The 16,340-nt window shown below is 43.8% G+C and carries 16 protein-coding genes; 6 read left to right on the top strand and 10 right to left on the bottom strand.

Annotated elements, in window-relative coordinates; translation table 11 throughout:
- The 6 genes from A3750_RS18480 to A3750_RS18505 all read left to right on the top strand — a co-directional run.
- Positions 1–525: tetratricopeptide repeat protein (locus tag A3750_RS18480; RefSeq protein WP_156498727.1), on the top strand; the 525-nt coding region annotated here is incomplete at its 5' end.
- 38 nt (positions 526–563) lie between these two features.
- Positions 564–884, top strand: a complete 321-nt coding sequence (locus tag A3750_RS18485; RefSeq protein WP_068458752.1) for a hypothetical protein — start codon at positions 564–566, stop codon at positions 882–884.
- A 310-nt stretch (positions 885–1,194) separates the two neighbouring features.
- Positions 1,195–1,884, top strand: a complete 690-nt coding sequence (locus A3750_RS18490) for a MotA/TolQ/ExbB proton channel family protein (protein WP_068521909.1) — start codon at positions 1,195–1,197, stop codon at positions 1,882–1,884.
- A gap of 36 nt (positions 1,885–1,920) precedes the next feature.
- Complete coding sequence (locus A3750_RS18495) at positions 1,921–2,475, top strand: biopolymer transporter ExbD (protein WP_068458750.1); 555 nt, start codon at positions 1,921–1,923, stop codon at positions 2,473–2,475.
- Positions 2,472–2,972 carry a biopolymer transporter ExbD gene (locus A3750_RS18500; protein ID WP_068458749.1) on the top strand — a complete coding sequence of 167 codons (501 nt, stop codon included), beginning with the start codon at positions 2,472–2,474 and terminating at the stop codon, positions 2,970–2,972. Before A3750_RS18495 ends, A3750_RS18500 begins: the two co-directional genes overlap by 4 nt.
- Positions 2,973–2,976: 4 nt before the next feature.
- A complete protein-coding gene (locus tag A3750_RS18505; protein ID WP_068548594.1) occupies positions 2,977–3,933 on the top strand; it encodes an AgmX/PglI C-terminal domain-containing protein in 957 nt (318 codons plus the stop codon).
- A 222-nt stretch (positions 3,934–4,155) separates the two neighbouring features.
- Here A3750_RS18505 and A3750_RS18510 read toward each other — a convergent pair whose 3' ends face one another.
- The 10 genes from A3750_RS18510 to A3750_RS18555 form a co-directional block, all read right to left on the bottom strand.
- Positions 4,156–5,400, bottom strand: a complete 1,245-nt coding sequence (locus A3750_RS18510; protein WP_068465882.1) for a site-specific integrase — start codon at positions 5,398–5,400, stop codon at positions 4,156–4,158.
- A 147-nt stretch (positions 5,401–5,547) separates the two neighbouring features.
- On the bottom strand, positions 5,548–5,760 hold the full coding sequence (locus tag A3750_RS18515) for a hypothetical protein (RefSeq protein ID WP_068450885.1): 213 nt from the start codon (positions 5,758–5,760) through the stop codon (positions 5,548–5,550).
- 17 nt (positions 5,761–5,777) lie between these two features.
- On the bottom strand, positions 5,778–6,200 hold the full coding sequence (locus A3750_RS18520) for a type II toxin-antitoxin system VapC family toxin (protein ID WP_068450882.1): 423 nt from the start codon (positions 6,198–6,200) through the stop codon (positions 5,778–5,780).
- A gap of 1 nt (position 6,201) precedes the next feature.
- Positions 6,202–6,447, bottom strand: a complete 246-nt coding sequence (locus tag A3750_RS18525; RefSeq protein WP_068450878.1) for a type II toxin-antitoxin system Phd/YefM family antitoxin — start codon at positions 6,445–6,447, stop codon at positions 6,202–6,204.
- A 290-nt stretch (positions 6,448–6,737) separates the two neighbouring features.
- Positions 6,738–10,055, bottom strand: a complete 3,318-nt coding sequence (locus A3750_RS18530; RefSeq protein WP_068450873.1) for an efflux RND transporter permease subunit — start codon at positions 10,053–10,055, stop codon at positions 6,738–6,740.
- A complete protein-coding gene (locus A3750_RS18535; RefSeq protein ID WP_231871878.1) occupies positions 10,052–11,038 on the bottom strand; it encodes an efflux RND transporter periplasmic adaptor subunit in 987 nt (328 codons plus the stop codon). Before A3750_RS18535 ends, A3750_RS18530 begins: the two co-directional genes overlap by 4 nt.
- A gap of 119 nt (positions 11,039–11,157) precedes the next feature.
- A complete protein-coding gene (locus tag A3750_RS18540) occupies positions 11,158–11,763 on the bottom strand; it encodes a TetR/AcrR family transcriptional regulator (RefSeq protein WP_068450866.1) in 606 nt (201 codons plus the stop codon).
- 214 nt (positions 11,764–11,977) lie between these two features.
- On the bottom strand, positions 11,978–13,453 hold the full coding sequence (locus A3750_RS18545) for an aldehyde dehydrogenase family protein (RefSeq protein ID WP_068450862.1): 1,476 nt from the start codon (positions 13,451–13,453) through the stop codon (positions 11,978–11,980).
- A gap of 49 nt (positions 13,454–13,502) precedes the next feature.
- Complete coding sequence (locus A3750_RS18550) at positions 13,503–15,089, bottom strand: AMP-binding protein (protein WP_197466055.1); 1,587 nt, start codon at positions 15,087–15,089, stop codon at positions 13,503–13,505.
- A gap of 90 nt (positions 15,090–15,179) precedes the next feature.
- Complete coding sequence (locus A3750_RS18555; protein WP_068450857.1) at positions 15,180–16,340, bottom strand: NAD(P)/FAD-dependent oxidoreductase; 1,161 nt, start codon at positions 16,338–16,340, stop codon at positions 15,180–15,182.

A 16,340-nucleotide genomic window follows, 5' to 3' on the forward strand; every position in this document is an offset into this window, starting at 1 on the left:
ATCTTGGAAGAAGCGGATGTTGCTGAAGTTCAAGACATTGAGGCGGAGAAGGTAAAAACGCAACAAGCGTTCGCGGCTATCGTTCAAATCCATAAAAATGGCGATATTGACGACGCGAAACAGGGCTATGAAGCGTTCTTAGAACGCTTTCCAAACAATACAGCAGCGCGCATTAACCTGTCGCATATTGCCCTGCAAGCAGAACAGTATGATCAAGCCGGCGCGTACATCTTGGAGGCGCTGCAGATCGATCCCAAGGAGCCTCAGGCGCTGATGCTAGCTGGTTTGATTGCTAGAGAGAAGGGGGATTTCGATGGCGCTGAGTCGTATTACCGCCAAGCACTCTCTGTGAACCCTGATTACATCCCAGCGATACGAAATCTTGCCATTCTCCTCGATCTTTATCGAGGCAGGCTCCAAGAGGCCCTGGAACTTTATGAACGTGCACAAGCACTTGAAACCGTACCGGATCCAAAACTAAAAGATTGGATCTTTGATATAAAACGCAGAATAGGGGAGCCGTGATGCGCGCATACTTCAAACTCCACCCTATAAGGGCCATCATGAGCACGCTTTTTTGTTCCGTTCTGTTGAATATTAGCGCTGCGCAAGCAGAAGATGATGTCATCGTTATCGAAGGTACGAGAATAAGGGGCAATCAAGAGTCTCCAACAATTCTTTACTTGGTTCCTTGGCAAGCCCCAGAAGTCGTCGCCTTGGATGCGCCAGCCGCTGGTCTCGCTATAACGCGTGCTTTACAACCTCTGGAACGCTCCGAGTTCAAACGCTTGATAAAATACCATCAGCACTTCAAGCAAGCGACAGATGAAATTCGATTGGGTGCACAATCCAATCAAGACTCAACGAGCGATGGACAGCCGTGAATCTTACAAAGCACTTTAGTGACAGCGCGTTTCGTTTCGCAGGCGACCGGTTTAGCGAGCGAGCATTCTCAATCGCACCTTGAAACACCTAACACTTCCCAGACTCCGCGCTGAGCACCAGGCAAATACCCCAAATTCGTCACAAAAAAAATGTGGCCAGCGCCCCATGTACACAAATCGCAACAAATGATTGCCGGATATAACCACATTTTGTCTTAAGTCTTTCTACAATTTTTAACATAGTACAGTGCGACCTCCTTGAAGGGGGTCGATTCTAAAGATTTGACCTTTTAGCTAGGAGTAATACCCAATGATCGAGACCATTATCCGCTTCTTCCAAGATGGCGGTTTTTTTATGTACCCCATCTCGCTCGTACTTGTCGTCGGTTTGATTATTGCGATTGAACGCTACTCCTACCTAAGCGTCGCCAAAATCAGCAATCGAAAGGTTTTTGAGCAGCTCTATAAAATGATCCGCTCAAAAGACTTTAACGGCGCGCTGAAATTCGCATCTAACTCTAAAAGCCCAATGGGCTTGATGATTGGTGCTGGACTTCAGCGATTGTCTCGTCGACAGGGTCGACAGGATATTGAGTACGCGATGGAAGAGGGCTTGCTCGAAACGATGCCTCGACTAGAAAAGCGCACTCAATATCTAGCGACGTTAGCGAACATCTCTACGTTGCTTGGTCTATTGGGTACAATCATTGGCTTGATCGCGGCGTTCACTGCCGTTGCATCAGCAGATCCTGCGCAAAAGGCGTCGTTGCTTTCACAAAGTATCTCCGTTGCTATGAATACAACCGCGTTCGGCTTAATGGCCGCGATTCCTCTGCTACTTATTCATTCAGTACTTCAAGCAAAAACCAATGAAATTGTTGATAGCTTTGAAATGGCCGGTATCAAGGTGATGAACGTCATTAGTGATCGTCCTGTCGCTGCAGCACAACAACACGCAGCAACACCCCAACCAAAATCAGCCGCAGCGCCTGCCGCTTAACGACGACGCCTATTACTAAGTTTTAGAGGATTTGCCATGAGGCGCAGACATAAGCGGACTCGCGACGATGCTGATCTAGATATCACCGCGTTCATGAACCTGATGATCGTGTTAGTACCGATTCTATTGATCAATATGATTTTCGCACACACAGCTGTCTTAGATTTGAATTTTCCGCAATCCAATGCCTTGGATAATGAACAACAGGAAGAGCTGCAGCTACAGGTCATCATCTTAGAATCCCAGCTCGTTGTGTCGGACAATAAAGGTGGCATCATTAAAAAAATTGATAACCTGAAAGAGGAATATGATTTTGCATTACTGGGAAAGGTCATGCAGGAGCTAAAAGCGAGGGTTCCGGATAAGAAAGACATTACGATCATGGCTAAGAAAGAAACGTCATATCAAACATTGGTAAGCGTAATGGACTCCGTGCGGGCGTTCCCAACCGTGGTCGCTGGAAACCTTGTTTATGGCGAACTATTCCCAGAAATATCCATCGCTGACGCACCAGAGATTGTCACCAACAACGACGAAGTTGCGAAGGCATCTGCTAGCTCAAGCTCGAACTCAAGTAAGGTGGAATCATGAAAGAGTCCGCCAAAGCCAAAAGAATCAAACGGCATCAGCGAAGAGGGAAAAACCAAGGTAAATTAAACCTGGTTTCACTGATGGATATTTTTACAATTCTTGTGTTCTTCTTGATGGTTAACTCGGCCTCTGATGTTCAAGTAATTAATCAAGATAACGCGATCAAACTTCCAGTTTCCAGTGCCGAGCAAATGCCAAAAGAGACGCTAGCTTTGACGGTGACCGAGAGCGATATACTGATTAGTGGGCGTGCCATTGTGAAAATCAATGAGATCCGATCTTTTAATGGTGAAGTAGAGCCATTGCTAAAAGCAGAGCTTGACTATCAAGCTTCGCGTTCAAACGCTCCGGTCGCTGAAAGCGGACGTCCGATTACGATCATTGCCGACAAAGAATTGCCATATGAGTTGCTAAAGAAAATTATGACCACCTGTGTTGATGCGGGCTATGCGAGTATTTCTCTCGCTGTTAACCGTCAGACAAAGCAGGAGGCCTAAGTAGATGTTTAATCGAAATAGTTTGGCCTGGAGCCCAGAGCAGGGCGAAAAGCAGCGGATCAAGCGTATTAGCGCGGTTGTTTTACCTGTTTTTTTCGTGATGGCGGCCATCATTACTTGGAAAGACCTTCCGCCTCCTGAAAGAGCTGCATTAGAAAAGCTACCTCCAAACTTGGCTAAATTCGTCAAGAAGAAAGAAAAACCAAAACAGATCATCAAGAAAAAGGAAACAAAAGTAGAGCCCGAAAAACGGCCTGAGCCAAAGGTTGTAGAGAAACCAAAACCTAAGCCTGAGCCAAAAATCGTGAAAAAACCCAAACCAAAGATCAAAGCCAAACCTGAAGAGATTAAGGCGGCACGAGAGAAAGCACAAAACAGTGGATTACTCGCCATGAGTAGCCAGCTTTCAAAACTAAGCACTCTTGCTGAAAGCGTGAAACTCGATACACCAAAAACCGTGACAGCCAAACCAATTGCCCGAAAGGTCAATGACAAGCTTGCAGCAAATGCTTCAGCTACAACGCTGAGCGCGGGCGTTCAGGAAGCGGCGTTAAGTAATGAGACGAAGCAGATTAGTCTTGAAACTCGTGCGGTTACAACCGTAGCCGAGGCACAAGAGGTGATTGACGCTGTTGAACATGAAGAGACCATCGCACAAAGAACAGCACTTGACCGTTCTACCGAAGATATCCGACGAACCATAGATGCAAATAAATCTTCAATACATAGCATTTACAATCGTGCGCTGCGAAAGAAACCTTCTTTGCAAGGCGTAGTAACGCCAGAGCTTGTAATAGAAGAGACCGGGATTGTTTCAAGCTGCAGCGTTGTCGAGTCGACGCTAAACGAGCCGGCCTTAGAGAAGAAAATATGCAACCGCTTACGCCTTGTAAATTTCGGCGCTAAAGCCGGGGTAGACAAAAAGACAATTCGATACCCAATCGAGTTGTTACCGGGCTAATAATTATCTAGTTGCTTCGAGAGCGATTGTCGTCCTAGTAACATATGCCAGGACTTGTTAACCAGACAAGTATTGTATTTAACATAATATATATTATGCGCATAACTATATACAAAGATGAAGGTAGGCTCCTCAACAATATAGGGAGCAGATTTTACATTTAGAGCTGTAACTATCTGTTTTACTAGGAAATATTACAGATCTTTTTATCCGGACCTATTATTAAATTTCTCTAACTCGCTTATTGCGCCCGGATTCATGTCTTTCACGTAGATCTGACTCTATATATCTGTCTGTAGTGGCCATGCTGGCGTGACCAGCGTCATCTCGTACATGCTCGCGAGGACGATGTTTGACGTCTTCCGAAATTCCCGTATGTCTCAACCAGTGAACTGTAGCAATTCTAAGGTCATCCGCATCCTGCTCGAGCCCATCTTTTAGCATTCTATTGTGAGCAGCATCGAAACAATTTTGAACGATCAAGCGAACATGACGCGTACTAGTAATGCCACCAGAACCCTTGTATTTAGGCAAGATTGGTGACTTGTCATTAATGCTAGGCAACGGGCTTAGGTTTAAATGCTCTCTATATCGCTTGAGAGATTTCAGCATGTCATCGCAAACTGTAATTCTTCGGTTTTTGTTTCCTTTGCCTGTAACTTTAAACCACCAATTTCCGTCTCGATCTCGCTCAAAGTCGCACATTAGTGGTGTCGAGCGCTCATCGGCAACTAGCTCTGAAATTCGGAGATACATCGCAAACAACGCATTCATGATAAACAGTGTGCGTTCATGCTCTTCCGGATCTTGATCTGCTAGCAACTCAGCCGTTTCAAGGACGTAATCCCATTGAATATTACTAATTCTGCGAACAATTGGAGCTTGTTGATCACGGCTAATGAATTTACTTTTTTGTCGTATTAAGGCGACCGGATTAGATGAAACTTCGCCCTCTTGCAGAAGATAGTCATAAAATGAGGATATCGCTGTAAACGTTGCTTTTATCGCAGCTTGAGAAGGAAAGTATTCCCCAATATTTGCTTCTTTTCCTCGCTTGAACTCTTCTTTTGACACGTTAACAACAAACGGGCGCCAGTCTTTATTAGGTATCCTCCCGTCAGGCGACTTTTTAAACCTGGCGACATTCTTTATACCTATCCAAGCTTCAGGTGGGTTGATACAGAAATTAATGAATTCTTCTATGTGCTCACGCTGTAGCTCAAGAATTGAAGTCTTTTCGATTTGCCAGGACCATTGTAAAAGTCGTTCGAGCTCTCTTCGATAGCTATTGAATGTGGCTGTACTGCCGTTATAGCTATAAAGAAACTTCAATGACAACTCTAGATCTTGCTGAGCGTCAGAAAAGCTTATCCAGTTTGGGCTCTGCGGCGCGACTTTAAATGGATTGCCAATAAACTCTAGGTTATCAATGATTGGTGATGGCGGGTTTCGCTTAGGGTCCTTCATTTCTTAATCGTTATCAAAGAGCTTTAGATTAAGCATAGCCTTGATTTTCTGATATTCAATATATCCGATATTCACAAATATCGGATATATCATCAGGCATTCGAGTCAATCTACATGGCTTTCTTTAGCCTATTCCAAGACCTTAAGTTAGTCGGATGCCCCAAACATGGTTTCCACAGCGGCACTTGCGACTCCGGATATTTCTACTTGATAGCTTGTTTTTCCAAAGCTCATAACAGCGCCAATGAACGTGCTGCCGATAGCTTCGAGCATTTGGTCAGGCTCGAGCTCCATTTGCTCGCATATTTCTGCTACTCGATCAGAAAACTCCTGTAATACCTCTTGTGATAATTCAGCCATAAAAATACTCGCCAGGTTTAACTCTGTTCCCAAGGGTTGAATATTTTGAGGTTGTCCAGATTAAAATCTGATACGTTGCGCGTTACGATTGTCATATCTTGAACAGCGGCTGTTGCAGCAATAAACGTATCTCTATATGGCTTTGGGTCTGGTACATGATACTTGGCGCTAACCAAAACGACTTCCTGATCGACTGGTAATATACGTCCCTCAAAAGTTGGCAAAACGTGGTCGCTCATCCATTTCCGGAGAATCTTACCTTTCGCAGCATCAGATCTTTCAGCCCGTAGAATCCCGAGCTCTATTTCATGAATGACGATTGATGAAACATAAAGCAATTCAGCTTCAACTTGGGCTGACCATTCCTCTACATTGCTATCAGCTTTACCGCTTTTTACTTTTCTGAGTTCAGAGACAACATTAGTGTCTAATAAATACATACTAAAACTCTGCTGCTGCAGCTTTGTCGGTGACTTGGCCCGGAGTAAATTCGATATCCTCTACCCCATCCATAGAAAGCAGCTCACCAATCGTCGCCTTCTTCTCCGTCATAGCTTTGTACTCTTCATAAGATAAGAGTACGTGAGACGGTTTCCCTCGATCGGTAATATACACAGGTCCAGACAGCGCCTCTTTCTTGGCTCGGCCTGTATCTTGATTAAACTCTCGACTGGTTAATGTAGACATAGCTCACCTCCAAAACAATCTTATGTATAAATGTTACTACATGCGTTTAGTGATCGTCTACAATTGTTTCTATGTTGCTACATTTGGGTTGGATTTAGCGATATGATATAGCACCTGCTTCCATTGGCTTTGTTCGGGAAGCGGACCTTTGATGGAGGCTTGAATATGCGCTTTCGGACTCACTGATTCGAAATATCTTCGACAGGAAAGTCTGGCCAACACTAACCAAAAGAGTTTCATTGCTAAAGATGAGGTTGCGGACCAGATGATCAACCTAAATTCACATTTACTCAGCAAAAAAAATTCGCAAATATTGCCCTCATATTTTTGAATAAGTTGATACTACTTATGCGTGAATACAAAAGTGGCACAACAAATACGGTTAGGATGGCAGAGCTGATTGAACCAAAGATCAGAGAAATAGCTAAGCCACCCATGACCGGGTCTGGTACGATGATTAGCGTGCCAAAAACAATTGCCAGTGTGGTTAAGGTAATAGGAATAATGCGCAAGGCACCCGCTTCCGAAATCGCTTCCTCTGGCGTCATCCCATCGGCAATACGCTCGCGAATGAAATCGACAATCAACAGCGAGTTACGAACAGCAACTCCCGCAAGCGCAATCACACCGATCATAGAGGGTGCCGAGAAATCTTGATTAAGCAACCAATGACCTGGGAAGACTCCGATTAACCCCAGGGGAATTGAGACCATAACCAATAGCGGTAAGCCAAAGGACTGATAGTAGGTCACTAACAGAAAATAAATTGCCAGTATCGATAGACCTAAGGCTATAACCATATCTCGGAATGCATCCAGGGTGAGCCTTAGTTCACCATCCCAGTGGACGATAGAACCCTCTAAGGTGGTTGGTGGATCTGGCACAAAGCCCAGATTTCTAGTCGTAATCACTGACTCATTACCAAAAGCCATAGCTTCAATTCGTTGATCTATGTCCAGTACAGCATACAAAGGTGCACTAGCAGACAACTCTCCACCCACGTACGAAACTCGCTCATTATCCTTATGAAAAATAGGCGTGGCTTTTTCAGTTCGAACGATATCAATCACGGTAGACAGAGGCACTGACGCCCCTTCATTATTTTTAACAAAGGTCTGAGCCAGTATTTCTGGTGTGATACGCTGATCATGAGGAACAACGAGGCGTATAGGAATCGGATTTCGTGCTTCATGTTCGTACAAGTGATTTACGATATCGCCTTGTATGAAAAAACTCAGCGCTGATGCCACTTGCTGCACGTCCAACCCGGCCAGCAGCACTCTACGCTGGTCAATTTTAAAATTAAACTCGTTGATAGGTATTGTGTTGCTGGTCCAAACTTCCGCCATATCCCAGGTATCCTTGAACACTGCTTCCAGATCTTGCACTACTGCTTCCCTCATCTGATTATCTTGCTCATAAACTTCAGCAAGAACAGTCGCTCTGACTGGCGGACCCGGGGGATCCTCCACGAACTGAATCGTAGCCTCCGGATTTTGACCAATGGTGCCTGCGAGCTCCTTTCTAAGCTGCTTAACAATCTCTATTGAGCTGATATCACGAGTCCACTTATGACTCAAATTGATGCGCACCTCGGCAAACTGGGAGCCAATATTACTGGCGTTGCCTTTCAATTGACCGTTGAAATCAATCACGGAAGGTTCACCGACGAAGGTCTGTGTATTCATCACTTCTTCATGTGCCAATACTATTCTGGAAATATCTCGAACCAAACGATCAGTTTCTTCAAGTGGAGCGTCTTCTGGCAACTTGAACGTAATAAGGAAGGTGTTCTTATCATCCTTAGGAAGGAATGCCAGATTGACACCAAGAGACGATAGCTCGCCACCAACACCCTGGGGCCTAACAAATTGCCAGGCTGGCTGAAGAAGCGAAGCGAATAGGCATATGAGCACTCCAATAAAAAACAATCTACGCCACATACTATGCTGATAAAGCCGTTTGAAGAGCTTGCGATAAAGTGTTTGCAACCAGATTTCTTTATGCTCTTCGTGAGTGACAGGTAGAAAACGACGTGCGGCCCAAGGTGTGACAATGTATGCAACCAGCAAGGACGCAATCATTGCCACAGGTACATTGAAAGCAATGGGATAAAAATACTCACCCAGCATCCCTGTGACCAAGAGTAAAGAGAGGAACACGGCAACCACGGTGATGGTTGCTAAAGTTGTCGGATTACCTATTTCAGTAGCTGCGTTCACAATCGCTCTTGAATACGTCTCTTTGGAACTATCCACCGGCAACAGTTGGTTATGGCGATGAATATTCTCAATTACGACAATGGCATCATCGACCAATAAACCAAGAGCGAGTATTAAGGCGTATAAGGTGATGCGATTCAGCGTTGGCCCAGCCAGAAAATCCACACCAATCACAATCGCAAAAACAATCGGTATCGCAATAAATACGATGGCTGCCGCGCGCCATCCCAAAAAGACCCATAACACAAGACTGACAACCGCAATCGCGATAAATAAATGCTCTATGAGTGTGTTAACAGAATCATTCGCGTTCTGGCCGTCATTTCTTGTTGTAACAACTTCTACTGATTTGGGAATCCATTGCGACTGCATTGATGCAATACGTTCCAAAATGTCTTCGGCCAGAGGGACGGAATTAACGCCGCCTTGCTTTGCTATACCAATATGGACTGCTGCCATCTCTTGCCCTTTGTACTCTTCAAAACGATGATCAGCTGGACCAAAGTTAAAACGCGAGAGGCTTAAATTTTTATGATCGGGCTCAGTCGTTATATGCGCGATGTCTTGAAGGTGCACTACTTTTTCCGTATCTCGAAATACAACCAACTTTCTAAGCTCTTCCAGATTTTCTAACTTGTAACTGACACGCATATGCTGGTTGTCTTTATCGATGACTTTGAAGCCAAGTGAATGGTCAATGTTAGCCGCCTGAATATGTGCTCGTATCTGGTTTAGTCCTAACCCTAAAGCCTGCAAGCGAGTTGGATTTATTTCTACTCGAACATCATTCTCTTGACCGCCATGAATCTGACTGAGCCCTACTCCATCGATACTATGTAAATGCTCTGTCATTCGTTCAGCCATATTTGTAAGCTGATATCGATCATATTGATTAGAAGCCAAAGTGACGACCATAAAGGGCACATCGTCTACATCTACGAGACTGATGTGTGGCTCGCCAGCTAAAGGCGGCAACTGAATTTTATAACGCTCCATTTGATCATAGAGCCGAACGAAGGACTCGGTTTTATCTTCACCTACTTTGAATTCAACCTGAATTTTGGCGAAGCCTTCACCCGCGACACCATAGGTATGCTTCACGCCTTGCATAGTGTTCAGGTGATTTTCTAGCGGCGTTAACAGTAAGTGCTCAACCTCCAAAGGAGACATTCCGTCCATTGGTATCGTGATCTCAGCTGCAGGCACGACAATTTGAGGATTCTCTTCGCGTGGTGTTTCAAACAAGCCTATTAAACCAAACAATAAAACCGCAGGAACCAATGCGAGTACTAGTTTCGATTCGACAAATATTTTCGCTAAATGATGCGCGATGTTGAAGGCGTTGTGGCTATTTGTGGAACTACTCTGAGAGATCTTATCGTTCATATCTCAGCCTTCGAATACTTGGTATCTGAAGAGTTTGCAACGACAACAGCTCCACCATCTTTCAAGGTTGAAGGCGGATAAGTGATGACAATATCCGAAGGATCTAAACCAGACAAGACAACCCTATATTTCTGCCACTGACGTTCAAAATTCACTGGTGTAAAAATGGCTTTGTTTTGTACCAGTCGAAAGACACCAAAAACCCCAGCACGCTTGACCAAAGCAGAGGATTCGACAAGCAATTGGCTCTCAGTAGCTATCACAAAATCTATCTGGCCGGACAGACCTGCCTCGATACGTTCTGAATCCGCCAACGCTAGCTTGACTTGTATAGTCTGAGTGGTGCGATCAACACTATTGACGATATGTGAAATCTGAGCCTGAACAGGGTCTTCGCGGTTATGAACTTTGATCAAGTAGCTATCACCAATACGCAAGGAATTAGCCCATTCCGCAGGTAGTGACGTTTCGAACTCCAAACCTCGAATGGCTTCCAACTGTAGAAGCGGTTTGCCAATCACTGCTAGGTCACCCTGGTTAACCCATCGTTTTATTACTCGAGCGTTAATGGGGCTATGAATACGGTGATAGGGCTTTCTTGCAAGTTGCCGTTCAAGTTCACTTTGTGCCTGCTGCAACTGCGTCTCAGCGAGATTGTGTTGAACCTTTGCCTTTCGAAGTTGCTCAACCGTAATGACGCGCTTTTCTCGCAATTGACGGGCGTTATCCAGGTCATGTGCTAGATCTTTCAGACGGATTTTCGCAGATTCAATCGCACTTTCTGCACGTTTAATCGAAGTCAGCAACTCTGTTTCATCAAGTGCAACCAACAGATCTCCCTGCGCAACCAGGTCTCCTTCCTTGACCGTTAGCTCATCAATGGTAGCGGACTGTGAAGTGGATATTTCAATACTCCGAGACACACTCGTGTATCCCGTAGATGAATAGAAACGAGGAACCAACTGTTGAAGCACCGAATGCACTGCAAGCTCAATTGGATTATTAAAGCTTACGCTAGGTTTATTGGACGAATTCGACTCAGTACAAGCTACCAAGAAAGATACGAATATTAGCATACTACAGGTTTTAAAAATCAATCGCATTAGCCTCGGAAAACTCCATTGATCAACAAACTGCAAACGTGGTCTGCAATGACGGTGGGATCATTGTGCTCTGGTTTTCCACCAGGTAGGAAGGCTCTAATAGGAGCCGCCTCCAAATGGTAGAAAACAAGTGAAATCATCGATATAGCTGCCATGTGAGGATCACTTTTCGGCGAGATTCGTTCTGCTAGTTTCAGTACGTTTTCAAATTGGTTAACGAAGACATCAGCAGCCAAGGTAGATAGTCGTTCCGCATCACCGTCGATAAGTTCCCGTTGAAGCAGAAGCCTGAAATTCTCATCATTAGCCATGATTTCGGTAAAACTGGCAATGAAACATCTCAATTGCTGTTCCTTCGCTCCTGTCGGTTGAAGTGCATCTTCCAAGGCCAAAGCTTTATCTTTAAAGGAAGCTTCAATGGTCGCCAAGTACAGAGCTTTCTTGTCCGGAAAATGATGGTAGATCGTTGCGATGCTGACACCGACGGCTGTTGCTACATGTCGGATGGATGCCCCACTAAAGCCCTGTTTCGCAAAAAGTGGGATTGATTCATTAAAGATAGCGTTCAGTGCTTCTTCGTTATTTGCAAATTTTGACCTTGCCATCGATATCTCACGTTGTTTTCTACTGGGTCTACACCAATAATTATTCGAACCTATCTATAGAACGAACGATTTATATATAGGTTGCACATATATTTTGGAAAAGGGAATTCATCCAGAACCCAGCCAAACCAACTATCAGTCATAAGTATCATTACCGAAAACCAGAAAGCTGCACCCTCTTGAGCCTGCAACATAAGAAGTCTGAGCTAGATATTTAAGATAAATGTTTAATCATCATATTTAGCAACCTCTTCCCTGTTCCTGTATACGGCGGGTACATAAGTGCTGTAGCCGTTAACTTATCCTCTAGCACCGAACGCTCATGAGAAAATGCCTTAAAACCAAATTCGCCATGTGAACTACCAAGTCCACTATTGTTAACTCCGCCGAAGGGTAAGTTACTTTGTAGTAGGTGAACCATATTAGTATTCACGCAAGCCCCCCCCGATGATGTTCGGCATAATATATTTTCGCTAACATCATTAGTTTCAGAATAAATATACAACGCCAGTGGTTTATGGTTTCTATTGATATGGTTAACAACCTCGTCTAAATCTCGATATGTAATAATCGGTAAGACTGGGCCGAAAATCTCTTCTTGCATCAAAGTGCAATTAATAAAGCCTTCATCCGCGAGCTTGCCACTTATCAGGGTTGGCGCTATAAAACAGTCACATATATTAACGTCACCACCGCAAATAATTTTTCCGCCGTGTTGAACAGCATCCTCTATTAGACCTTTAATACGCTGCGTATGACGTTCATTCACGATACGCCCGTAATCTTCATTATCCTTAACATTATCACCATAAAACGTAACGAGCGTCGCTTTCATATGGTCAACGAATTCTTCCGCAACGTCCTCGTGAACAAACAGATAGTCCGGTGCAACACAGGTCTGCCCATTATTAACAAATTTACCCCAAGTAATCTTGCCCGCTGACTTTTTCAGGTTGGCGCTCTTATCTACAACAACCGGACTTTTACCCCCGAGCTCTAAGGTGACAGAGCTCAAGTTTTTTGCCGCAGCCGCCATAACCGACTTCCCAACCTGCGGACTTCCGGTAAAGAAAATGTGATCAAATGGCTTCTCCAATAAAGCCAAAGATACATCAACCTCACCTTCAAACACCGTGGCATGATCTTCGTCGAAAGCTTCTTTCACGATCTTTGCGATGACTCGAGACATATTGGGTGTCAACTCACTCGACTTGATCATTGCGGTATTCCCCGCAGCGATAGAAGACACCAGTGGCCCAAGAGTTAAATTAAATGGATAGTTCCAAGGGGAAATAATTAGGCTGACGCCCTTTGGTTCATAAACAATTTTAGACTTAGTTCCCAGAGTCGCTTTTGTCGCGGGTACAGGCTTAGCCTTCATCCACTTTTTCAAATGTTTAAGCGTATGTTTAATCTCGTGTACTACAGGAAATATTTCTGCCACTAAGGTTTCTGACTCAGGCTTGTTAAAATCTTTTTTACCTGCTTCGATAATATCCGGTTGATGGCGTTCAACAACCATTAAGAATCTCTTTAATATTTCTCGTCTTTGTTCTAAGGTGCTCAGCCGTAAACTGATGGCTTTTTCTTGCTGTTGTTTAAAGATCTGATCAATCTTTGCAACACTCATTGACAGCGCATTGTTTGTATTCAATTCTTTTGCTTCGAGATTTGTGGCGATATTAGACATCCTGTTTTACTCCTCTGGTTGTTCACTCCATTGCGACAAAACCGATTACTTACATACCGGTTCTCAGTTCACGTCTTAGAATTTTACCTACCGTAGACTTCGGCAACTCGTCCATAACGACCAGTTTTTTTGGTATTTTATAACTCGTTAAGTGCTCCCTACAGTGCTCAATAATCGCTTCCTCATTGAGTTCTTGAGCAGCCGTTATGTATGCACAAACCTTTTCGCCAGCGCGCTCATCAGGTTCCGATACGACTGCCGCTTCGACAATACCAGGGTGTTGGGTCAGAACATCTTCGACCTCGTTAGGATAGACATTAAAACCAGATACGATGATAAGATCTTTTAAACGGTCAACTATCTTAATCGTGCCGCTAGGCATTCGCTTTCCGATGTCACCCGTTCTAAAAAATCCATCTTCTGTCATCACCTTTTGCGTTTCTTCCGGACGATTCCAATAGCCTTTCATAACTTGTGGCGCTTTCGCCACAACCTCACCTTCTTGTCCATCAGGCAGAGATTCACCAGCCTCACTACGTATATCTATAATCGTATCTTTAAGAGGTAGACCTACAGTTCCAATTTCTTCCTGCCCGGGAACATTAAGACATAAAGCTGCACTGGTTTCAGATAAACCATACCCTTCAGAAACGGTGCAACCCGTTAACTTATACCATTGCTCAGCAGCACTCGTAGTCAGTGTTGCCCCGCCTGATATGGTTAATTTCAAGTTTGAAAAGTCGAGCGATCTAAAACCTGAGTGATTACTTAACCCTACCAACAAGGTATTAATGCCCGAAAAGGTCGTAAATTTATAAGGCTTAATCGCTTTAACAAAGGCATCGAGATCCCTAGGATCGGGAATCAACACACTTAAATTTCCCTGCAAAGCAAACACAATAAGATTTACGCTAAAAGCATAAACATGGTATAGAGGCAAAGGTGCTATAAATATTTCATGACCTGGTTTACATGTATTAGAAAAGCGATCGATCACTTGTTCTGCATGAGTTACCAAGTTCAAATTTGTTAGCTCTGCGCCTTTCGATACCCCTGTTGTTCCACCGGTGTATTGTAAAACAATCGTTTCAGAAATCGGGCTTCGCTTCGATAGCGATTTATCAGCGTATATACCAACTAAATCAGTAAAAGACTGATTGCCTTCTATTGATAGTTCCGTATGGCCTGTTAGTAAATCTGTTGCACCTACTTCAATAACCCGTTCAATAGATGTTTGATCTTTAACCTTATTAAACACAGGCAAAACAGGTTGAAATATGAATATTGCTTTTGTACCAGAATCGGTCAACTGATGTTTAATTTCTCGATCGGTATACATTGGATTGGTATTAACAACCACCATCCCTGCACGAAGAATTGCATAAACCACGATAGGATATTGCGCGATATTCGGAAGTTGAATGGCAACGCGATCGCCAGTCTCCAGGCCAGATTCATTCTGAAGCCAATATGCCAAAGAACGCGACTTTTCTTCTATGTCAGAAAACGAAAGGGTTTGGCCTAAAGCACTGAATGCTGGTCTATCAGAGTATCGGCTAAAAGCGATTTCTAAAAGATCTGCCAGCGTTTTGTTTTCTACTGTATATGTCATTATTGTTCTCTGTTCTTTAATCAATAGAATTGGTTCCAATTAGCACTCATGCAATAAAAAACGAGGCGAATCAAGCGCAAACGTTTCAATCTGCATTTCCTCTATGCCCGTAAATTATGCGGTATTTAAAGGGAACTCCTTAAGAAGCTGTATTTTCTGAGTAACAGCCTCCCCTAGTAATGAGAACCCGTTTAACCTAGAAGCACTTATATATCTAGCGATTAGGTTTATTTGTTCCCCGTCAATATTCCAATCACCTCCAGGCTCAGAGGCGGGGCATATAAGCAAAGGGATATAAGAAAGTTTGACCTGTACGGCCTGGCGTATAAATTCAACAGCAGTTTCTTCACCAATTAAAGTCTTTGCTAAGCATTTCGCTGATTGCGTCGCTGGACCAATGAATGGTCTGACAATGTTAAAGGTCTCCGCACAGTCACCTAATGCATAGATATTTGCATAATTCGTTCGAAGATATTCATCCGTAACAATTCCCCTACTTACCTCCAAACCTGCCGCTCGAGCAAGTTCAACATTAGGTGACAGCCCAACAGAAGAAATAATCATACCGGCTGTAATTGATGTTCCATTATTTAGATTTAGAGTAAGTACCTCTCCTTCATCTTCTACCGAGGAAACCTTGCACCCCATATGCCATTTAGCTTTATCACTTGGAAATGCTGCCATCACCTTGTTCCCAAGCTCTTTTGGCAACGCCTGGTTTAAAGGCCAATCACCAGCATCAATAACATCTACTTCATAACCGTTTGAGCAAAGGTCACTTGCAAACTCTACTCCTACGAAGCCTGCACCAATAATGGCTATGCGTTTCTCCTTAGGATCTAATTGTTCCAATTGTTCTCTAAATTTCTCGTAGTCAGATAACGAGTTAACAGAGATGCATCTTTCAGAATTTGTTAGTTTAAGATCAACGGGAGAAGCACCTGTTGCCAGGACCAATTGATCATAGTCGAGCTCTCTTTCGACGCCATCTGAATCCAAATAGAATAGGCACTTAGCTTCTTTCTCGATTCCCGTTACCTTTACTTCGCTCAGAATATTAATATTCTGTTCCTGCTCTAAAACAGACTTTCTCTTCATGACCAAGTCTGCGGGGCTTTTCTTCATAGAAATAGCTTTAGACAAATTGGGCTTGTAATACATATCGCCCGAATCTCGTGAAAGCAGAGTAATCGCAATATCTTTATTTAGTAAACGGAGCTCTCTTGAAAGGGTCAATCCAGCATGGCCAGAACCAACAATAACAATGTGTTTCAC

The organism is Oleiphilus sp. HI0079 (assembly GCF_001635105.1).